Here is a 16,933-nt window from a genome sequence, read left to right on the forward strand (position 1 = left end):
TGCAATACTATGGATATGCGTTAGCCTCGATCGGGTCCGGCGCCTGGGGGCTGCGAGATGATCGGAAAACTTGTCCTTTCTGTCTGCCTTGGGCTGCTCCTTGCGCCGGCCGAGGCGGATGCCGGGCGCCTTTCCGGCGAGCGGTCGCTCAACACCAAGCCGCATGGGCTGACGATCGTCGACGCCCCTGTGCGGGCCGGCCGGCAGGCGCAGCGCTTCGAGGTGCGAGCCGGCGATTGCGGCCGGGACTCGGGCTGGGACGACTGCGCCACCAACCGCGAGCGGTCGGAGTTCACGCTGGGCAAGTCGTTCCAGTATGGCTCGGACCAGTGGATCGGCTTCAGCGTCTGGCTGCCGCCGGATTTCCGCGCCAGCTCCAAGGTCAACACCACGGTGGGACAGATTCACCAGCGCGGCGGGCCGGGCGGCACGGCCGGGGGCTTTGCCTCCTTCCCGCCGCTGGTGCAACTGGAAATGCGCGGCGACCGCTACAAGGCCACGGTGCACGTGCTCTCGGGCAGCGCCGCCAATGTGCGCGACGACGTGAAGGAGTTCACGCTGGCGCCGATCAAGGCGATGCGCGGCAAGTGGACGGATGTGGTCCTCCATCTCGATACGGCGAGCGGCGCCGATCTTCTGGAGGTGTTCATCAACGGCAAGCGGCAGGCGAAGCTCTCCGGCTTCATCGCCTTCCAGCCGAAGAACTATTACGTGAAATACGGCATCTACCGCTCCTTTGTCAGCCGCCATGGTGGGCCGATGCCGACGCAGGTGGTGGTGATCGACGAGGTCAAGATGGGCCGCTCACTGGCGGAGGTCAGCGTCGATCCGCAGCGCCCCGTGGATTGAGGGGCAGGATAGAGCGAGGGGGAGTGAGGTGCTCCCCTAGGCACAGCTCATCGGCGGCTGCTTCGCCGCCTCGATCGCCCGGTGGATGAGCGCCAGCGCCGCCGTGGCGGCTTCGGGGGTGAAGGCGAGGGGGGCGTTGCCGGCGATGGCATCCACGACGTTGGCGTAGAAGTCGTGCTGGCGGGAGGGTTCGAGCGGCACGCGCTCGCGGATCGCTTCCCCGGCGCGGTCGGTGTGGAGGAGGGCGGTCGGCGGCTCGCCTTCGGGGTAGGCGTTCTCGTGCGGGATGATCAGCGAGCCCTTCCGGCCATGGGCGGTGATCACCGGCCCCTGTTCGCGGACGAAGGTGCTGGCGCGCAGAAGCACGCGGTGGCCGGGGTAGCGGAAGCGCACGTCGAAGAAATCGGTGGCGGCGCCGGGCCGGCGCAGCGAGTCCATGTCGGCGGCGACCGTTTCAGGCGGCCCGAACAGGTGAAGCATGCCTTCGACGAGATGGATGCCGAGGTCGAACCAGGTGCCGGCGCCGGGCAGGTCGTCCTCCTTCCAGCGCTTGTGGGTGACGTGGGCGCGATAGCGGTCGTAGTGCCATTCCAGCTCGACGAGATCGCCGAGGTCGCCGGCGTCGAGATGGCGCTTCAGCGTCAGGACATCGCCGTCGAGCCGGCGGTTGTGGAAGACGGCGAGGAGGCGGTTGGCAGCCCGGGCCTCGGCGGTGAGGGCGCGGGCGTCGTCGAGGGTGACGGTGATGGGCTTTTCCAGCACCACGTGCTTGCCGGCGGCGAGCGCGGCGCTGGCCATCGGGTAGTGCAGCTCGTTGGGCGTGTTGACGACGACGAGGTCGATGGCGGGATCGTCGAGGATGGCCTGGAAGTTGGGGACGCAGCGGACGCCCTCGGGCTCGCTGCCATCGGGGCCGGAGCGGCGCAGGATGGCCGTGAGCCGGAGGCGCGGCTCGGCGGCGATCAGCGGCTCATGGAACTCCCGGCCCGACATGCCCCAGGCGGCAAGGGCGACGTTGATGGTCATGATGTCCGCTCCCAGAGTGTGAACGGGCAGTATGATGGCTTGGGGGATGTTTCGCCAGAGAGGGAGAGTGATATCGGCCGCAGAGATTTCTTGTCCTGAGGTCCTCGCTTTCGCAAGGATGACAGACCTATATAATTGTTTTCATACATATAATTCTGTCTTCCTACGCGAAGGCCGCTTGAATTCATGTATGAGTTCACGGTGGACCTCGGGACGGTGAGGCGAGCGGCTGATATCGGGCATCCGGAGAGGACACGGCTTCCGGCTTTGCCAGAGCGAGCCGGCGGTTCGCGCGGCATGCGGCCCGGCGCGTAGCCTCCATGTGGGAAGTCTGGCAGGATAGGCCTTCCGTTCCCCGTCCTCCCCTTGGGCTGTTCGCATGGATGTCCTTACGCTTCTCCTGTTCGTCTCCGCGGTGATCGTGCTGACGATAACGCCGGGGCCCGACCTCTTCCTGATCGTCGGGCGCGGCATTGCCCAGGGGCGGGTGGCGGCGCTGTTCACAGCCTTCGGCTTCTTTCTCGCCGGCTTCGTGCAGGTGCCGCTGCTGGCCCTCGGCCTCGCCGGCGTCGTGGCGCAGAATCCGGTTCTGTTCGACGTGCTGCGCTACGGCGGCGGCGCCTATCTGATGTGGCGCGGCCTCCGCATGATCCTTCAGGCGGGACAGGGCGTGACGGTTTCGACGACGCGCGCCTCGGCGGGGGCGGCCATCCGGGAAGGCTTCGTCGCCAGCCTTCTCAACCCCAAGAGCCATGTGTTCCTTCTGGCCTTCCTGCCGCAGTTCGTCCGGCCCGAGCAGGGGTCGGTGATGATGCAGTTCATCGTCCTGGGCATCGTGATGCGGGTCGTCGCCCTGTCGGTCGAAGGCGGGATCGCGCTCTTCGCCGGCTCCATCGGCCAGCGCCTGAGGCGGTCGCCGCGACTGGGCGGATGGCTGGAGCGGCTCGCCGGCTGCCTGCTGGTCGCCGTGGGCCTGCGCCTCGTGCTGACGGGGCGCCCCGAAGGCGCCGTGTCCGGCGCGTGATGGAGATCAGCGGCGCGTGGAACGTCAAGATCGTGCCGACCATGGGCGTCTATGCGGCCACCAAGAACGCCGTGCGGACGCTGACCGAGGCGCTGCGGCAGGAATCGACGACCGGCCTTCGGGTGACGGAGATCTCGCCCGGCTTCGTTGCCACCAACCTCGGGGATTCCATGCCGGAGGGGCCGATCAAGGCGGCGATGGCGGCGCGGATGCAGGAGATCGCCCTGCCGCCGGAGGCGGTGGCCAAGGCGATCGCCTACGCCATCGATCAGCCGCCGGAGGTGGAGATCGGCAGCATCGCGATCAGGCCGACGGTGCAGGATTGAGGGGGATAGGAGACCGACGCAAGTCTAGGCGAGCATGCGCAGCCCATGTTTCTGGACGATGCCGAGCAGCTTCAGCGCCGGGCCGCTCGGCCGCTTGGCGCCGGTTTCCCACTTCTGGACGGTAGATTCGCTGGTGTTGAGGTAGCGGGCGAAGACCGGCTGGCTGACACGGTTGCGCTCCCTCAGCGCCTTGATCTCTTCGGGGGACAGCGCGACTGGCACAGAAAGACACGTCTCGTCGAAGGTCTTCATTGTCTCCTTGTCGATGGTTCCCGCCGCATACATGCCTTCAACGGCGCTGTGAATGGCCTCGAAGGCGTCGCTCCTGAACTTACGCTTCGCTGCCATGGCAAATCTCCATCAATGCGCCGGTCTTCAGCTCGGCTTCCAGGTCCTTCGATGTCTTCCGGCGGTAGAGCTCCGCGAGCTTGCGGAAGGCTTCCAACTCGTCGTCTTCGATGTTCGCCCTGTCCTGTTTGGCGAACAGATAAGTGAACACCCAGAACTCGCCGGCCTTTGCGAGAACGATGGAACGGTGACGGTTCTCATTGAGCCGTTTCTTGAACACGCCACCGCCGAGGTCGTCGGCCTGACCGAGTGCGACTTGCTCGATAGCCTTGCACAGCTCCCGATCGGAGATTCGCGCCTTGCGGGCGGCCTTGGCAAACCAGGCCGTTTTGAACGTGCGCCCTTGCATGCCTTCATGTAGCACCAAGTGCTACTTTGATCAAGGTTTGGCCATCTGATGGGGCGCTCGCCCTGGCATCCGCTCCTACCCCCGCGCCAGCACCACATGCGTGGCGAGCTCGGTCGCCTCGGTGCTCACGATGCGGAAGCCGAGGGCGGGGAGGTCGAGGCCCGGGAACATGGCTTCGCCGCCGCCGAGCAACACCGGGGCGATGGCGAAGTGCATCTCGTCGATCAGGCCGGCCGCGAGATATTGCCGCACGGTGCTGACGCCACCGCCGATCTTGATGTCCCTGTCGCCGGCCGCCGCCCTTGCCTCGCGCAGCGCCTTCTCGATGCCGCCGGTGACGAAGAAGAAGGTGGTGCCGCCCTCCATCACCAGGGGCTTGCGCGGGTGGTGGGTGAGCACGAAGGTGGGCGTGTGATAGGGCGGGTTGTCGCCCCACCAGCCCTTCCAGCTGTCGTCGGGCCAGTCGCCGCGCACCGGGCCGAACATGTTGCGGCCGAGGATGAAGGCGCCGAAGGCGGCGGTGTCGCCGAGCGCGGCATACTTGTCGTCGGTGCCGGTGGTGCCGCCCTCCTTGCCGAACGTCGCGCGGAAGGTGCGGGTGGCGACGTACCACCGGTGCAGCTCCTCGCCGCCCTTGCCGAGCGGATCCTCCCGGCTCTGCTCCGGCCCCGCCCCGTAACCGTCGAGCGACAGCGAGAATGCCGCGACGCGCACCTTGCCCATGTCAGCCTCCTACCGATTTACCGATTGCGTAGTAAAACCAGTTGCAGGCTGGCATGAGCGATCCTAAATTGCAAGCGGTTGTTTTTGAGGAGGCGGGATTTGGATATCGAGCGGCGGTCGGGCTGTCCGATCAACCTGACGATGGAGGTGCTGGGCGACCGGTGGAGCCTTGTCGTCATTCGCGACATCATGTTCGGCAACCGCCGGCATTTCCGCGAGCTGCTGAGCGGCTCGGAGGAGGGCATCGCCTCCAACATCCTGGCGGCGCGGCTGAAGCGGCTCTTGGCGCTGGGCTTCATCAGCAGGATCGACGACCCCAGCCACAGCCAGAAGGCCATCTACAGCCTGACCGAGCCGGCCATCCAGCTGGTGCCGATGCTGGCGGTGATCGGCGCCTGGGGGCGGCGGCACCTGCCGGTGAGCGAGGATCTCAGCATCCGCGCCGAGCTTTTGGAGGTTGGCGGCCCGGCGCTGTGGGATGAGTTCATGGGGGATCTGCGACGGATGCACGTCGAGGATCCGATCGGCGGCGCTCAGGGAAACGTGACGTCGCCGGTGCTGGAGCGGCTGACCGAGGCGTTTCTCGAGGTGAGGGAGAGGGTGGCGGGGTGAGGGAGACCGATAGGAACGACGGAGATTTCTCGTCCCGAGGTCCTCGCTTTCGCAAGGATGACAACCTATATTATTGTTTTTATTATATAAGTCTGTCATCCCCGCGAAGGCGGGGACCTCAGGCCGGAAAGAATGTGCGGCATATATAGGGCTCTGTGAAATGCCCTTGGGCCGTGCTTCGGTTCTCTCAAGCCGGGGCCAAACGCTGACGGGTGTGCAATCGAGGTGGGATTGGCTATTGCCTTCTGATTGACAACCTGGTTGTCGATGTCCATATAAAGACAACCAGGTTGTCTATTATGGCGTATGGATCGAAAGGGCTTGTCATGACCATCTCCGAACGCCCCGCACCCAAGCCGGCGTCGATGCCCGGCGTCGAGCACGGCCATGCCGACGTGAACGGTACGCGCCTTCACTATGTCACCGCCGGCACCACAGGCCCGGTCATCCTGCTCGTCCATGGCTTTCCGGAGTCGTGGTGGGCGTTTCGCAAGCTGATGCCGCTGCTCTCCGATGGCTACCGTGTGGTCGCCGTGGACCTGCGCGGCTTCGGCGACTCGGCCGTCGCCGGGGATGACTTCAGCGCTGCCGTCGCGGCGGAGGACCTTTATCACCTCATCGAGCATCTGCGGCTCGGCCCGGTGCATCTCCTGGCGCAGGACGTCAGCGGGCAGGTGGCCTATCGCCTCGCCGTAGCGCATCCCGAGGCGGTGCAAAGCCTGATCGCCGTGGAGACCGGATTGCCGGGTTTCGGGGCGGAGATGCTGGCCAATGTTCTGGTGGGCGGCGCCTGGTACATTGGCACGCTGGCCGCCGACGGGGTGGCACGGCTGATCTTCCGTGGTCGCGAGCGCGAACTGATTTCGGGCCTTGTCTATCCGTCCTACGGCATGGGCGAGCCGACGTTGAGCGCGGCCGACGGCGAGGAGTTCGTTCGGGCCTATGCGCGGGATGGCGGCTTTGCCGGCGCCGCCGGGCTCTACCGGTCGCTGCTCCTTGATGGCGAGGAGATCAAGGCGCTGGCCGGAACGCCGCTCAGGATGCCGGTGCTCGCCGTCGGCAGTTTCGGCGGGCCCTTCACCGAGACGACCATGCGGCAGGTGGCGGCCGACGTGACCGCCGTGCAGATCGACGGCGTCGGCCATTATCTGGCGCAGGAAGCGCCCGCCGCGCTCGCCAAGGCGGTGCGCGACTTCGTCGGGCGTTGAGCCGGCCTTTTGCCCGGCGCCCCCACGCGTGATAGACAGCCGCAGCGTCGGAGGCGGCTCTGACGGCGCAGTTGGCGGGAGAGTCCCAGTGTCCGGATCCGGTGCCCATCTTGCCTCGCTGATGCTGGCGGGCTTTCGCACGCTGGTGGACGCGACGATGGAAGAGCTGACGCGGCGCGGCCATCCGGACTTCCGCCCCGTGCATGAATATGCCCTCCTGGCGATCGAGGCCGGTGCCGCCAGCGCGTCCGACCTCGGGCGCAGCCTGTCGGTCAGCAAGCAGGCGGCGGCCAAGACCATCGCCACGCTGGAGCGGCGCGGCTATCTCTCCGTCGAGCTTGATCCCGAGGACGGCCGGCGCAAGCGGCTGGATGTCACCGACCGGGGGCGGGAGGTGATGCGGATGGGCGCCGCCATCTTCGACGAGCTGCGTGCCGAATGGGCCAAGACGATCGGCGTCGAGCGCCTCGACAGCCTGGAAGCCGACCTGGAGAGGCTGCTCGGCGCCTCGCCGCTGCGCTTCGACACGCCGGGCTGGATGACCTGAGCACCCGCCGACCCGCTGCTTTCACGCATCCGCCCTGAGTTCCCGGACGCCACGACCGAGCCGGCGGCGAAGGAGGTTGCGCAGCGTCGCCGCGTCGGCATAGCCCACCTCGGCGGCGACATGGCCGAGGTCGTGGCCGAGGGCGATCAGGTGTTCGGCCCGCTGCACCCGCAAATCCTGAAAGAAGGCGAGCGGCGACTTGCCGAGCACCGCCTCGGTGCGGCGCTGCAGGGTGCGCGGCGTGACGGCCAGCGCCTTGGTTGCCGCCTGAAGCGAGAAGCCCTCGGCGAGATGCTCGCGCGCCCAGCGCTCGAAGCGCTCCACCAGCGGGTCGGCGTGGGCGAGGAAGTCGGGGATCATGTATTTGGCCTGCGACGGCCGCCGGTCGATCAGCATGAAGCGGGCGACCAGGGCGGCGAGCTCCGGGCTCTGCCGGCGCATCAGCCACAGCGCGAGGTCGAGGTGGCCCATGGCGGCGCCGGCGGTGACGAGCCGGCCGGAGACGGCGATCATCCTGCTATCATCGAGCCTCACCTTCGGATAGCGCTGGCGGAACAGCGGCGACAGCGACCAGGTGGTGGTGGCGTCGTGGCCGTCGAGCAGGCCGGACTCGGCCACCAGGAAGGTGCCGATGCAGGCGCCGGCGACGTTGATGCCCAGGGCGTACCAGTCGCGCAGGCGGGCGGCCGCCTCCTTCGCCTCGTCGCGGCCGAGCATGGCGGCGAGCGCAGCGGGATCGCGGACGCCGGGCGCCGGCACGACGATCCAGTCGGGCTTCCAGTCCGGTTGGCCGATGGCGCTTGCCGGTTCCGGCCTGAGCGTCAAACCGAGGCCGGTGCGGATTTCCGGCCTGGCGCTGGTGACACGCACCTCGAAGGGCGTCTCGGCCGCCCCTTGCAGGGCGGAGAGCTCGTTGGCCATGGCGAAGGTGTCCATCAGCACGGTGAGCCCGGTGTCGAAGACGCCGTCGAGGGCGAGGAGGGCGAGGCGCATGTCGCAAATGACCCCGTTATTGTCTTTCGCGACCATAGCCGGCTGACCGGGCGGAATCTAGTTTGCCCCGAGAGTTGAGGCTGAGGAGGGGGGAATGTCGCCGTTGGATTGCCCGGTGTGGAGCGCGCTCACATCCGATCACCGGGCGCTCGCCGAGGGCGGGCCGCTCGCCATCCGCTACGCGCCGGAGGTGGCGCCCTTCGCGGTGCTGGCCGAGCGGACGCCTGGGGCATTCGCGGCGCTCAGCGCGCTCATCCCGCCCGAGGGCTGGGTGATGCTGCACACGCCGGATGCGCTGGCGCTGCCGGAGGGCTTCGTCGTCGAGCGGCAGGCGCCGCTCACGCAGATGGTGCTGGAGGGCAAGATGGCCGAGGCGGCGGAGACGGGCATCGTCGCTCTGGGGCCGGCGGACGTGCCGGAGATGATGGATCTCGCCACCCGGACGCGGCCGGGGCCGTTCTTTCCGCGCACCATCGAGCTCGGCGCCTATATCGGCATCCGCCGCGACGGGCGGCTCGCCGCCATGGCCGGCGAGCGCATGCGCTTCGGCCGCTTCGTGGAGATCAGCGCCGTCTGCGTCGATCCCGATCATCGCGGCCGGGGTTACGCGGCGCGGCTCACCACGTGTCTCGCAAGGCGCCAGCAAGCCCGGGGCCTCATGCCCTTCCTGCACGTGATCGCCGACAACCGCCCGGCCATCGCCCTCTACGAAAAGCTCGGCTTCGCCCACCGCGCCGGGTTCTTCATCACGGTGGCGAAGCGGGGGTAGGGGAGGCGTGCCCTGACGGTTAGCCCGCCTTCCGGTGCGCCTCCATGTAGCGCCTGAGCACGGCGTTCATCCGCGCCTGATAGCCGCGGCCCTGCGCCTTGAACCAATCGACGACGTCGGCATCGAATTTCGCGTTGACGGGTGTTTTCAGGGGCGGAAGGCCGATGACGGCATCCGCCCAATCGTCCTCTACGGTTGCCGGGTTATCCGTGTCGTTGCGAGCCATGCGCTCAACGTCTTCTTCGGTGAAGGCGTTGATACGGCTCCAATCAGTGCCCGACGTCTTAGGCGCCTTTTGCTCTGCCATGATACACCTTCCTTTCCTCGCGGCTGGCAAGTCTCACCGAGATCAAGTGATGCTTGCCGTCTCGTGGGGTAAATGTGACGTTTATGATGTGGCCCTTGTATTCGGTCAGCATGTTGTAGCGATCTTCGCCGTAGTCAAAACGCCTGTCTTCACGGGTCACGCAAAAACGACCATCAAATACTTCTTCAACATCAGCAAAATCAAAGCCATGCTTTGAGATGTTGGTGTCTTGCTTCGCGTCCGTCCACGAGCATGTTTCGTTTTCGCCCATATCTGAAATCTACATGATCATGTAGATTTGAGCAAGATGCCGGCAATCCCCGCCCCCGTCGCCAGTTTGTCCGCCCCCGGTCGGAACAAAGACATCCGGGTGGAGGTTACCTCCCCAGACCGAACGGCCCGGTGCCGCGCTCCGAAGTGCAGCCGGCATGAGTGGCCGTCGCATGCGAAGGGAGCGCTCACATGCTGTGGAATGCATCCAGGATCAAGGGTTACGCCGTCGCCGCCAGTGACGGCGACATCGGCTCCGTCAGCGACCTGCTGTTCGACGATCAAAGCTGGCAGATCCGCTGGCTCGTCGTCGATGCCGGCACATGGCTCACCGAGCGCAAGGTGCTTCTGCCGACGTCGGCGCTGGGCCACGTCGATGCGCAAACCGAGAGATTCTCGGTCAAGATGACGCGGCAGCAGGTCAAGGACAGCCCGGATATCGATACAGAGCGGCCGGTGTCGCGCCAGTCGGAGAGCGACATCTACGGCTATTACGGCCTGGATCCCTACTGGGGCGGCGGCCTCTATGCGGCCGGCTATGGCAGCGGCCTGACGGCGCCGCTGCTGACGCCCTCGCCCGAAACGCAGCGCGCCCATCGCGAGGCGGTGGAGGCGCAACGCGGCGATGACGACCCGAACCTGCGCAGCATCAACGAGGTGGAGGGCTATTGCATCCAGGCCACCGACGGCGACATCGGCCATGTCGAGGACATGCTGGTCGAGGAGGCGGACTGGAGCATCCACTATCTGGTGATCGACACCAGGAACTGGTGGCCGGGCAAGAAGGTGCTGATCTCGCCGCATTCGGCTGAGACCATCAACTGGCCGGACAAGACCGTCTTCCTCAACGTCGACCGGGATCGGGTCAAGAACAGCCCCGAATATGACGAGTCGACCATCGTCGACCGCGCCTACGAGAGCCGGTTCGACAACTACTACAACGACTCCGACCCGCGTATGAGGCGGCACGGCTGACCGGCTCAGCCGTCCCTGAGTGAAGCCGATCCCGGCGCTTCAGTGCCGCCGGGGTCGGCTTTCTCATATCGTTGAGCGAAGACCTCAATCGCAGCCGATCTCGGCCTGAATCTCCCGCACCCGCTCCCGACTGTGGCAGACGTTTTCGAAGGGGATGCCGTCGTGGTCGCCGTCGGCCCGGCCATAGCCGCCGCACCAGAGTTCGACGGCCTCGCGGCAACTGCCGACGGTCTTGCAGGTTGCGCCGCGCGCCAGGACGATCGTTTCGGCGGTCGCCACCCCCGGGCGAGGAAAAGCCTCGGCTGCCGGCGGGGCCGCCAGCAGGAGTACGCCCAAGGCGAGTATCCACCGGGAAGGCATCACATACGACCACAGAGGATTTCCGCAGAGATACGCCGAGCGGGGCCACGCGTCCATGCAACTCGCGTCGAAGGTGAGGGCGCCTTTTTGTCGGGTCGATCGAACCGTCAACCGGCTTTCGGGTTATGTCGGCATGACCTACTTCGCTCTCCTCCCCTCGCTTCTCATCGGCGCCGTCGCGAGCGCCCGCTCCATGACACCGATGGCGACCATCGCCATGGTGCGGCAGGCCGGCGGGAAGCTGCCGGGCCGGCTCGTCCTGCTGGATCATCCCCTGTTCAAGCTCGGCGCCCTTGCGATGGGCGCAGGCGAACTCCTCGGCGACAAGATGAAGTCGGCGCCCGACCGCACCGTTTTCCTGGGTTTGCTGGCGCGGGTGATGAGCGCCGGCATCGCCGGTGCGGCGCTGGCGCCGCGCGGACGGGAGAAGGCCGGTGCGGCGCTGGCGGTGGCGACGGCCGTTCCGCTTGCTTATGCCACCCTCGCCGGCCGAAAGCGGGCCATGACGGCCGTCGGACAGACGGAAAGCGGCCTGATCGAAGACGCGCTGGTGATGGCGGCGGGTGCGGCCGTCGTGACCCTGGCCATGCGGTCGAAGCGGTGACGGGCGAGCGGAGTTCGTGAGGTTGCCGGCCGGGGAGGGCGACCAACGGCCGGTTGACCCTCGGGCCCTCGGCGGATAGGGCGGTAGGGCATCATCCTTTGCGGAGCCGCCCATGATCACGACAACGCGCCTCGCCATCGGCAGCCTTATCGTGGGCTTCGCCGTGCTCGGGCTGAAGGCCGTCGCCTATTGGCTGACCGGCTCGGTGGCGCTGATGTCGGATGCGCTCGAGAGCATCGTCAACGTCGTCACCGCGCTGGTGGCGCTGATCGCCATCCGCGTCGCCGCCGCGCCGGCCGACACCGCTCACCCCTACGGGCACTACAAGGCGGAGTTCTTCAGCGCCGTGGTCGAGGGGGCGATGATCATCGTCGCTGCCCTGTTGATCATGAACGAGGCCTGGAAGGGCCTGATGGCGCCGCATCCGCTGGATGCGCCCTTCGAGGGCCTGCTGGTCAACGGGCTGGCGAGCGTCCTCAACGGCCTGTGGTGCTCCTTGCTGATCGTCTGGGGGCGGCGGCTGAGGTCGCCGGCGCTGGTGGCCGACGGCCATCACCTTCTCTCCGACGTGCTGTCGTCGGGCGCGGTGGTGGCGGGCGTGCTCCTGGCAGTGCTGACCGGCTGGTATGTGCTCGACCCCATTCTCGCCGGGCTCGTCGCGCTCAACATCCTCTGGTCGGGCTGGAAGGTGGTGACCTCGTCGCTGAGCGGACTGCTCGACGAGGCGGTGCCGGAGGAGCAGCTCACGCGGATGCGCACCGTCATCGCCACCGCCACGGCCGGCGTCATCGAGGTGCACGACCTTCGCACCCGACACGCCGGCAAGATGACCTTCGTCGACTGCCATCTGGTGGTGCCCGGCACGCTCACCGTCAACGAGGCGCATGCGAAATGCGACGCCATCGAACAGGCGGTGAAGGATGAGTTCGGCGACGTGACCATCACCATTCATGTGGAGCCGGATAGCAAGGCGGAGCTGCGACGAACGCTAAGCCTGACCCGAGATTCTACTGGGGTGGGCATCTAGCTTAGAGCACTGCGCTTCCGGTGCTCACGGACCCTCAAGTCCGCTCCGCTCCGGTTCTCGCGCTCGTCGCCATCTGCCGCACCCCAGCGAGTTTCGGGTCAGGCTTTTGGGGTTTCCGGGAACCGGCGCGCGGCGCGCGGGGTTGATCGATCCTTCGGGTTGAGGAGGCTGACATGGACGAGTTCGAGGGCGGCTGCCTCTGCGGCGCCGTGCGTTTGAAGGCCACCGGGCGGCCCTATCGGGTGGGGCTCTGCCACTGCATCGACTGCCGCAAGCACAGCGGCACGCTGTTCCATGCCTCGGCGATCTTTCCCGAGGAGGCCGTGGCGATCGAGGGCGAGACCTCCGACTACAAGGGGCGGCATTTCTGCCCGCGCTGCGGCTCGTCGGTGTTCGGGGTGAGCGGCGACGAGGTGGAGGTGAGCCTCGGCGCCCTCGACGCCCCCAACCAGCTGACGCCCACCTACGAGCTCTGGTCGATCCGCCACGAAAGCTGGCTACCGCCGTTTTCGCTGAAGCACAGCTATGAGCGGGACCGCGAGAGCACGGGGCGGTATGAGGATTAGGGGGAGGTGTGGAGAGGCGCTCTATATCGACCCCGCGTTCCATTCTGCCCGAGGTCCTGGCCTTCGCCAGGATGACAGCTTTATATAAATGAAACAAACCGTTAGCCGCTTGCTCGCCTTCCCATAAGTTGTCATCCTGCGCGCAGGCGCAGGACCTCGGGACTGTAGAGCGATCGGTTGATATAGGGCGCTATAAACCCTAGGGTTGCGCAATCATCTCATTCCCATGATGCTCGCAGCATGAAAGCCGGCTGGGTCTATATCGTCACCAACAAGCCGCAGGGCGTTCTCTACATCGGCGTCACATCCGATCTGGAGGGGCGCATCTGGGAGCATCGCAACCATATCTATCGCGGCTTCACCGATAGCTACAACTGCACGCGGCTCGTTTGGTACGAGGATTGTGGCGATATCACCGAGGCCATTCATCGCGAGAACCGTCTGAAGTTCTGGAAGCGCGCCTGGAAGATCAGGCTGATCGAAGAGATGAATCCGGGGTGGGATGATCTCTTCGAGACGATCATGTCGTGATGGAGCCCGATATCGGCGTTGCACTTCGTTCTGCCCGAGGTCCTGGCCTTCGCCAGGATGACAGCTTTATATAAATGAAACAACGCGGTAGCCGCTCGCTCGCCTTTCCATAAGTTGTCATCCTGCGCTTTAGGCGCAGGACCTCAGGCCGAAAAGGGCACGCGGCCCATATAGCTCTCCCCTACGGCCTCACCCCTCCAGCTGTTCCGAGGAGAACCAGACATCCGGGTAGACGGCGACGGCGGTGGCGTCGGGGGTGCGGTCGGTGGTGCGCCAGATGGAGCGGAGGGAGCGGACCTCTTCGGTGCTTTGCGGCAGGCGGAGCGGCGTGAGTTCGCCGGAGGCGCCGACGCAGGGGATGAACCAGGAGCGCATCAGCGGGCTCACGGTGAAGCCGCCGCTTTCGGCCTTGACGAGCAGCGTGAGGGCGATCTTGTCGCTCGGCCGCCAGGGGAAGATCAGCCGTCCGCCCGGGTTGAGGGCGTCGAGCCAGTCGACCGGCGGCGCGGCGACGCCGGCGTTGACGTAGATGATGTCGGATTTCGGCAGCGGCTGGCGGGTGGCGTCGCCCTGCACCACCGTCACGCCCTCCATGGGCTCGAGGTTGCGGCGGGCGAGGCCGGCGAGGCGCTCGTCGATCTCGAAGGCGGTGACGGTGCCGGACGGCAGCACCAGCATCTGCAGGATGGCGGTGTAATAGCCGGTGCCGGCGCCGACGTGTGTCACCGCTTCGCCGGCCTGGGGGGCGACGGCGCCCATCCATGCGGCGTGCAGCGACGGCTCGCCGTTGTTGATGCCCTTCACGGCATCGAGCGCCACCAGCACGTCCTGATAGAGGTAGGTGGGGTCGGCGCTCGGCGTTTCGATGGGGCGCCCGTTGATGATCAGCCGCCACGGCCCCGGCGGGCAGAAGGCCTCGCGCGGGATGGCCTCGAAGGCCCGTTCCAGCCGGGGGTCGGACCACTTGCTGGCGGCGGCCATGACCCGCGCATAAAAGCCCCTGATTTCCTCGATGCCGGCACGTTTCGTCATGTGGAGTTCCCTTGTCCGGAGGGTATGCCGGACATATGGGGTCGTTCTGGGAGATGGGTAGGTTGGAGGGGATGAGGGAGCGCGATATGGGCGGCGGCGCATTCTCGTCCTGAGGTCCCCGCCTTCGCGGGGATGACAGATTTATATATTAAAACATATACATAGATTGTCATCCTGCGCGAAGGCGGTCTTAAATTCACACGTGAATTTAAGGTGGATCTCGGGCAGGAAAGGGCGTGGGGCGGATATCGGGCGGTCCTGGCCGTCAGGAGTCCGCCCCCACCTCCGGGTTGAGGTCGGACAGGGCGAGTTTGCGCAGCAGCGTCTCCAACGTGGCGCGTTCATCGGCCGTGAGGGCGTCGAGCACCTTGCTTTCGAAGGCCATGTCCTCGCGGAAGGCGCGTTCGGCGAGGGCGGCGCCGTCGGGCGTCAGTTGCACCAGCATGCTCCTGGCGTCCTCCGGGTCGGGCAGGCGGGCGATGAGGCCGGCTTTTTCCAGCTTGGCGAGGCGGGCGGTGAGGCCGCCGGAGGAGATCATCAGCCAGCGGTAGAGCTCGGTGGGCCGCAGGCAATAGGGCGGGCCGGAGCGACGCAGCGTGGCGATCACGTCGAACTCGCCGCTGTCGAGGCCGTATTTCCTGAAGATCGCCTCGATCGGCGGCCTGACGTTCAGTGTGATCCAGCGCATGCGGCCGAGGATGGCCATGCCGCGCGTGTCGAGATCGGGCAGCTCGGCCGCCCATTGCGCGCGCCTCGCGTCGACGCCGTCCCCTGCCGTGTCATTTTGTCTTGACATCAAGACATCTCCTGTTATCTTGACATCAAGATAACTCTGACGACGGAGGCAAGGCAATGACAGAGATCAACAAACTTGCCCTTTCGCGGGTTCCCGTCTGCGTCACCTGCGGCACGCAATATCCGGGCGTGGAGCATAGGGACGATTGCCCGGTCTGCCGCGACGAGCGCCAGTTCGTCGGCTGGGATGGTCAGCGCTGGACGACCTCGGCCGAGGTGGCCGCGAGCCACGAGATCCGCTTCGAGGACGTGGCCGGAGTGACGACGCTGTGGCTGGTGCCGCGCTTTGCCATCGGCCAGCGCGCCTTCCTGATCCCTCAGGCGGACGGTCTGGTGATGTGGGAATGCCTGCCCACGGTCACCGATGCCGCCGTGGAGCGGATCGCCGGGATGGGCGGGGTGCAGGCGATCGCCATCTCGCACCCGCATTTCTATTCGGCCATGCTGGAGTGGAGCGAAGCGCTGGGCGGCGTGCCGATCTACCTCCACGAGGCGGACGAGGAGTGGGTCACTTTCGACAGCCCCTTCCTGCGCTTCTGGAGCGGCGACCGCTTCCAGCTCACCGACGCGGTCGACCTCGTGCATCTGCCCGGCCATTTCGAGGGCAGCACAGGGCTTTTGTGGAAGAACGGGCCGCGCCCCGGCGGTAGCCTCTTCCCAGGCGACGCCATCCAGATCGGCATGGACAGGCGCATCGCCAGTTTCATGTATAGCTACCCCAACGCCATCCCGCTGGGGCGCAAGTCGCTGACCCGGCTGAAGGCGAAGGTCGACCCGCTGGAGTTCAAGGATCTCTATGGCTCTTTCGAGGGCAAGCAGATGATCGGCGACGCGAAGGCATTGGTTGAGGCGTCATTTGTCCGATATAAGGCGGCGCTAGAGGGTTAGCCGTCTGACGTGCGTCTCCTGGAGCCGTGCGGGGAACCCTGATTTGCCGGAAATGGTTCTAACTCCGGTTCAACGCAATTTGGGGCGGAAAGCCAGTTCCCACTTTGCCGCATTGCTCCAGGAGGAGAACATGAGCTCGACGAAACTCAACTTGCTCGTTTGCCTGTTCGTTCTCGGCGGGTCGACGGTTGCCGAGGCCACCTGCCTCAACTCCGTCACCGAGCTCAAAGCCGAGGGTATAAAGGCCCATTGGCTGGAGACGACCGCCGATGACGGCAAGCCGCTCAAGATCGTCATCTCCGATGGTGCCAAGGGCCTGGTCTACTCGGCCAGCAAAGCCGGTGAGCCGTGGCTGGCCGGGAAGGCATCCTTCTGCCGGTCGGGAGACAAGACAGTGGTGACGTTGAACAACACCGAGGTCACGGAGAATGTCCCGCTGGTGACGAGGATGGCGCTGCCGGACACGCTGACGGCGCCGATCGTCAACGACGAGATCAATCTGGCAGGCGGCCCTTGGCGCGGGACCTTCGTCGGGCGGTAGTTGGTTCGTGAGTTGCCTCGCCTCGGCGAGTTTCGGACGGAGCGCGATATCGGCCGATGAGATTTCTCGTCCTGAGGTCCTGCGCCTTCGCGCAGGATGACAGAATTATATATTAAAAACATATACATAGATTGTCATCCTGCGCGAAGGCGCAGGACCTCAGGCAGAAAAGGGCGAGGGCGGATATAGGGCGCCCCATGCTTTCCGCGCGGCGATCCTGACGGAAATTGCCGCGACTGCGTGTCATGAGCAATCAAAAGAGG

General features: G+C 65.9%; 24 protein-coding genes. 14 read left to right on the forward strand and 10 right to left on the reverse strand.

The window, feature by feature from the left end:
- Window positions 1-57: 57 nt before the first annotated feature.
- The gene (locus CXZ10_RS20095; RefSeq protein ID WP_101291160.1) at window positions 58-849 is read left to right on the forward strand and encodes a heparin lyase I family protein; all 792 of its coding nucleotides are present in this window, start codon (window positions 58-60) and stop codon (window positions 847-849) included.
- 36 nt (window positions 850-885) lie between these two features.
- Here CXZ10_RS20095 and CXZ10_RS20100 read toward each other — a convergent pair whose 3' ends face one another.
- Window positions 886-1,875 carry a Gfo/Idh/MocA family oxidoreductase gene (locus CXZ10_RS20100; protein ID WP_101291161.1) on the reverse strand — a complete coding sequence of 330 codons (990 nt, stop codon included), beginning with the start codon at window positions 1,873-1,875 and terminating at the stop codon, window positions 886-888.
- A 379-nt stretch (window positions 1,876-2,254) separates the two neighbouring features.
- Between CXZ10_RS20100 and CXZ10_RS20105 the strand changes: the two genes are divergently transcribed.
- Together CXZ10_RS20105 and CXZ10_RS20110 are read left to right on the forward strand one after the other, a co-directional pair.
- Entirely contained in the window at window positions 2,255-2,899 is a 645-nt protein-coding gene (locus CXZ10_RS20105) for a LysE family translocator (RefSeq protein ID WP_101291162.1), read from the forward strand.
- Complete coding sequence (locus tag CXZ10_RS20110; protein WP_244617245.1) at window positions 2,899-3,225, forward strand: SDR family oxidoreductase; 327 nt, start codon at window positions 2,899-2,901, stop codon at window positions 3,223-3,225. The genes CXZ10_RS20105 and CXZ10_RS20110 overlap by 1 nt, the downstream gene beginning before the upstream one ends.
- Before the next feature lie 24 nt (window positions 3,226-3,249).
- Here CXZ10_RS20110 and CXZ10_RS20115 read toward each other — a convergent pair whose 3' ends face one another.
- From CXZ10_RS20115 to CXZ10_RS20125, 3 genes are all read right to left on the reverse strand, one after another.
- Window positions 3,250-3,573, reverse strand: coding sequence for a helix-turn-helix domain-containing protein (locus tag CXZ10_RS20115; protein ID WP_101291164.1), 324 nt, complete (start codon window positions 3,571-3,573; stop codon window positions 3,250-3,252).
- Complete coding sequence (locus CXZ10_RS20120; protein ID WP_101291165.1) at window positions 3,557-3,922, reverse strand: type II toxin-antitoxin system RelE/ParE family toxin; 366 nt, start codon at window positions 3,920-3,922, stop codon at window positions 3,557-3,559. Before CXZ10_RS20120 ends, CXZ10_RS20115 begins: the two co-directional genes overlap by 17 nt.
- A gap of 75 nt (window positions 3,923-3,997) precedes the next feature.
- Window positions 3,998-4,645 (reverse strand): dihydrofolate reductase family protein, encoded by a 648-nt coding sequence (locus tag CXZ10_RS20125; protein ID WP_101291166.1) that lies wholly within the window; start codon window positions 4,643-4,645, stop codon window positions 3,998-4,000.
- 99 nt (window positions 4,646-4,744) lie between these two features.
- Between CXZ10_RS20125 and CXZ10_RS20130 the strand changes: the two genes are divergently transcribed.
- The 3 genes from CXZ10_RS20130 to CXZ10_RS20140 all read left to right on the forward strand — a co-directional run bounded on the left by CXZ10_RS20130 (window position 4,745) and on the right by CXZ10_RS20140 (window position 7,012).
- On the forward strand, window positions 4,745-5,257 hold the full coding sequence (locus tag CXZ10_RS20130) for a winged helix-turn-helix transcriptional regulator (RefSeq protein WP_101291167.1): 513 nt from the start codon (window positions 4,745-4,747) through the stop codon (window positions 5,255-5,257).
- A gap of 326 nt (window positions 5,258-5,583) precedes the next feature.
- Entirely contained in the window at window positions 5,584-6,465 is an 882-nt protein-coding gene (locus CXZ10_RS20135; protein ID WP_101291168.1) for an alpha/beta fold hydrolase, read from the forward strand.
- Between the two features lie 88 nt (window positions 6,466-6,553).
- Entirely contained in the window at window positions 6,554-7,012 is a 459-nt protein-coding gene (locus CXZ10_RS20140; RefSeq protein ID WP_101291169.1) for a MarR family winged helix-turn-helix transcriptional regulator, read from the forward strand.
- 21 nt (window positions 7,013-7,033) lie between these two features.
- Here CXZ10_RS20140 and CXZ10_RS20145 read toward each other — a convergent pair whose 3' ends face one another.
- Window positions 7,034-8,005, reverse strand: coding sequence for a GlxA family transcriptional regulator (locus CXZ10_RS20145; RefSeq protein WP_101291170.1), 972 nt, complete (start codon window positions 8,003-8,005; stop codon window positions 7,034-7,036).
- 94 nt (window positions 8,006-8,099) lie between these two features.
- On the opposite strand from CXZ10_RS20145, the gene CXZ10_RS20150 reads away from it, so the two are divergent.
- Window positions 8,100-8,774 (forward strand): GNAT family N-acetyltransferase, encoded by a 675-nt coding sequence (locus CXZ10_RS20150; protein ID WP_101291171.1) that lies wholly within the window; start codon window positions 8,100-8,102, stop codon window positions 8,772-8,774.
- Window positions 8,775-8,793: 19 nt separating this feature from the next.
- Here CXZ10_RS20150 and CXZ10_RS20155 read toward each other — a convergent pair whose 3' ends face one another.
- Both CXZ10_RS20155 and CXZ10_RS20160 read right to left on the reverse strand, forming a co-directional pair.
- Window positions 8,794-9,081 carry a BrnA antitoxin family protein gene (locus CXZ10_RS20155; protein ID WP_101291172.1) on the reverse strand — a complete coding sequence of 96 codons (288 nt, stop codon included), beginning with the start codon at window positions 9,079-9,081 and terminating at the stop codon, window positions 8,794-8,796.
- Window positions 9,059-9,352 (reverse strand): BrnT family toxin, encoded by a 294-nt coding sequence (locus CXZ10_RS20160; protein WP_101291173.1) that lies wholly within the window; start codon window positions 9,350-9,352, stop codon window positions 9,059-9,061. The genes CXZ10_RS20155 and CXZ10_RS20160 overlap by 23 nt, the downstream gene beginning before the upstream one ends.
- 191 nt (window positions 9,353-9,543) lie before the next feature.
- Here CXZ10_RS20160 and CXZ10_RS20165 point away from each other — a divergent pair, with 191 nt between their 5' ends.
- Entirely contained in the window at window positions 9,544-10,326 is a 783-nt protein-coding gene (locus CXZ10_RS20165) for a PRC-barrel domain-containing protein (protein ID WP_180336103.1), read from the forward strand.
- Between the two features lie 84 nt (window positions 10,327-10,410).
- Here the strand turns inward: CXZ10_RS20165 and CXZ10_RS20170 are convergent, their stop codons facing one another.
- Window positions 10,411-10,662, reverse strand: a complete 252-nt coding sequence (locus CXZ10_RS20170; RefSeq protein ID WP_244617238.1) for a hypothetical protein — start codon at window positions 10,660-10,662, stop codon at window positions 10,411-10,413.
- Window positions 10,663-10,819: 157 nt separating this feature from the next.
- On the opposite strand from CXZ10_RS20170, the gene CXZ10_RS20175 reads away from it, so the two are divergent.
- The 4 genes from CXZ10_RS20175 (at window position 10,820) to CXZ10_RS20190 (ending at window position 13,414) form a co-directional block, all read left to right on the forward strand.
- Window positions 10,820-11,290, forward strand: coding sequence for a hypothetical protein (locus CXZ10_RS20175; RefSeq protein WP_101291232.1), 471 nt, complete (start codon window positions 10,820-10,822; stop codon window positions 11,288-11,290).
- A gap of 112 nt (window positions 11,291-11,402) precedes the next feature.
- Window positions 11,403-12,317 (forward strand): cation diffusion facilitator family transporter, encoded by a 915-nt coding sequence (locus CXZ10_RS20180; protein ID WP_101291174.1) that lies wholly within the window; start codon window positions 11,403-11,405, stop codon window positions 12,315-12,317.
- Window positions 12,318-12,490: 173 nt separating this feature from the next.
- On the forward strand, window positions 12,491-12,883 hold the full coding sequence (locus tag CXZ10_RS20185; RefSeq protein ID WP_101291175.1) for a GFA family protein: 393 nt from the start codon (window positions 12,491-12,493) through the stop codon (window positions 12,881-12,883).
- Window positions 12,884-13,123: 240 nt separating this feature from the next.
- A complete protein-coding gene (locus tag CXZ10_RS20190) occupies window positions 13,124-13,414 on the forward strand; it encodes a GIY-YIG nuclease family protein (protein ID WP_101291176.1) in 291 nt (96 codons plus the stop codon).
- A 189-nt stretch (window positions 13,415-13,603) separates the two neighbouring features.
- On the opposite strand, the gene CXZ10_RS20195 is transcribed toward CXZ10_RS20190, so the two are convergent.
- Together CXZ10_RS20195 and CXZ10_RS20200 are read right to left on the reverse strand one after the other, a co-directional pair.
- Window positions 13,604-14,446: a protein-L-isoaspartate O-methyltransferase family protein gene (locus tag CXZ10_RS20195; RefSeq protein WP_101291177.1), complete on the reverse strand. Its 843-nt coding sequence runs from the start codon at window positions 14,444-14,446 to the stop codon at window positions 13,604-13,606.
- 265 nt (window positions 14,447-14,711) lie between these two features.
- Window positions 14,712-15,242, reverse strand: a complete 531-nt coding sequence (locus CXZ10_RS20200; RefSeq protein ID WP_101291178.1) for a MarR family winged helix-turn-helix transcriptional regulator — start codon at window positions 15,240-15,242, stop codon at window positions 14,712-14,714.
- Between the two features lie 56 nt (window positions 15,243-15,298).
- Here CXZ10_RS20200 and CXZ10_RS20205 point away from each other — a divergent pair, with 56 nt between their 5' ends.
- Together CXZ10_RS20205 and CXZ10_RS20210 are read left to right on the forward strand one after the other, a co-directional pair.
- Entirely contained in the window at window positions 15,299-16,129 is an 831-nt protein-coding gene (locus tag CXZ10_RS20205; RefSeq protein WP_101291179.1) for an MBL fold metallo-hydrolase, read from the forward strand.
- A gap of 130 nt (window positions 16,130-16,259) precedes the next feature.
- A complete protein-coding gene (locus CXZ10_RS20210; RefSeq protein WP_101291180.1) occupies window positions 16,260-16,670 on the forward strand; it encodes a hypothetical protein in 411 nt (136 codons plus the stop codon).
- Window positions 16,671-16,933: the final 263 nt, after the last annotated feature.

The sequence above is a fragment of the Pleomorphomonas diazotrophica genome (assembly GCF_002844595.1).
Taxonomy (GTDB): Bacteria; Pseudomonadota; Alphaproteobacteria; order Rhizobiales; family Pleomorphomonadaceae; genus Pleomorphomonas; species Pleomorphomonas diazotrophica.

What these genes read in the sequence shown, in the direction of transcription:
- CXZ10_RS20095 (WP_101291160.1), top strand. Translation starts at nt 58, where the DNA reads ATGATCGGAAAACTTGTCCTTTCTGTCTGCCTTGGGCTGCTCCTTGCG.
- CXZ10_RS20100 (WP_101291161.1), bottom strand. Translation starts at nt 1,875, where the DNA reads ATGACCATCAACGTCGCCCTTGCCGCCTGGGGCATGTCGGGCCGGGAG.
- CXZ10_RS20105 (WP_101291162.1), top strand. Translation starts at nt 2,255, where the DNA reads ATGGATGTCCTTACGCTTCTCCTGTTCGTCTCCGCGGTGATCGTGCTG.
- CXZ10_RS20110 (WP_244617245.1), top strand. Translation starts at nt 2,899, where the DNA reads ATGGAGATCAGCGGCGCGTGGAACGTCAAGATCGTGCCGACCATGGGC.
- CXZ10_RS20115 (WP_101291164.1), bottom strand. Translation starts at nt 3,573, where the DNA reads ATGGCAGCGAAGCGTAAGTTCAGGAGCGACGCCTTCGAGGCCATTCAC.
- CXZ10_RS20120 (WP_101291165.1), bottom strand. Translation starts at nt 3,922, where the DNA reads ATGCAAGGGCGCACGTTCAAAACGGCCTGGTTTGCCAAGGCCGCCCGC.
- CXZ10_RS20125 (WP_101291166.1), bottom strand. Translation starts at nt 4,645, where the DNA reads ATGGGCAAGGTGCGCGTCGCGGCATTCTCGCTGTCGCTCGACGGTTAC.
- CXZ10_RS20135 (WP_101291168.1), top strand. Translation starts at nt 5,584, where the DNA reads ATGACCATCTCCGAACGCCCCGCACCCAAGCCGGCGTCGATGCCCGGC.
- CXZ10_RS20145 (WP_101291170.1), bottom strand. Translation starts at nt 8,005, where the DNA reads ATGCGCCTCGCCCTCCTCGCCCTCGACGGCGTCTTCGACACCGGGCTC.
- CXZ10_RS20150 (WP_101291171.1), top strand. Translation starts at nt 8,100, where the DNA reads ATGTCGCCGTTGGATTGCCCGGTGTGGAGCGCGCTCACATCCGATCAC.
- CXZ10_RS20155 (WP_101291172.1), bottom strand. Translation starts at nt 9,081, where the DNA reads ATGGCAGAGCAAAAGGCGCCTAAGACGTCGGGCACTGATTGGAGCCGT.
- CXZ10_RS20160 (WP_101291173.1), bottom strand. Translation starts at nt 9,352, where the DNA reads ATGGGCGAAAACGAAACATGCTCGTGGACGGACGCGAAGCAAGACACC.
- CXZ10_RS20165 (WP_180336103.1), top strand. Translation starts at nt 9,544, where the DNA reads ATGCTGTGGAATGCATCCAGGATCAAGGGTTACGCCGTCGCCGCCAGT.
- CXZ10_RS20175 (WP_101291232.1), top strand. Translation starts at nt 10,820, where the DNA reads ATGACCTACTTCGCTCTCCTCCCCTCGCTTCTCATCGGCGCCGTCGCG.
- CXZ10_RS20180 (WP_101291174.1), top strand. Translation starts at nt 11,403, where the DNA reads ATGATCACGACAACGCGCCTCGCCATCGGCAGCCTTATCGTGGGCTTC.
- CXZ10_RS20185 (WP_101291175.1), top strand. Translation starts at nt 12,491, where the DNA reads ATGGACGAGTTCGAGGGCGGCTGCCTCTGCGGCGCCGTGCGTTTGAAG.
- CXZ10_RS20190 (WP_101291176.1), top strand. Translation starts at nt 13,124, where the DNA reads ATGAAAGCCGGCTGGGTCTATATCGTCACCAACAAGCCGCAGGGCGTT.
- CXZ10_RS20195 (WP_101291177.1), bottom strand. Translation starts at nt 14,446, where the DNA reads ATGACGAAACGTGCCGGCATCGAGGAAATCAGGGGCTTTTATGCGCGG.
- CXZ10_RS20200 (WP_101291178.1), bottom strand. Translation starts at nt 15,242, where the DNA reads ATGTCAAGACAAAATGACACGGCAGGGGACGGCGTCGACGCGAGGCGC.
- CXZ10_RS20205 (WP_101291179.1), top strand. Translation starts at nt 15,299, where the DNA reads ATGACAGAGATCAACAAACTTGCCCTTTCGCGGGTTCCCGTCTGCGTC.
- CXZ10_RS20210 (WP_101291180.1), top strand. Translation starts at nt 16,260, where the DNA reads ATGAGCTCGACGAAACTCAACTTGCTCGTTTGCCTGTTCGTTCTCGGC.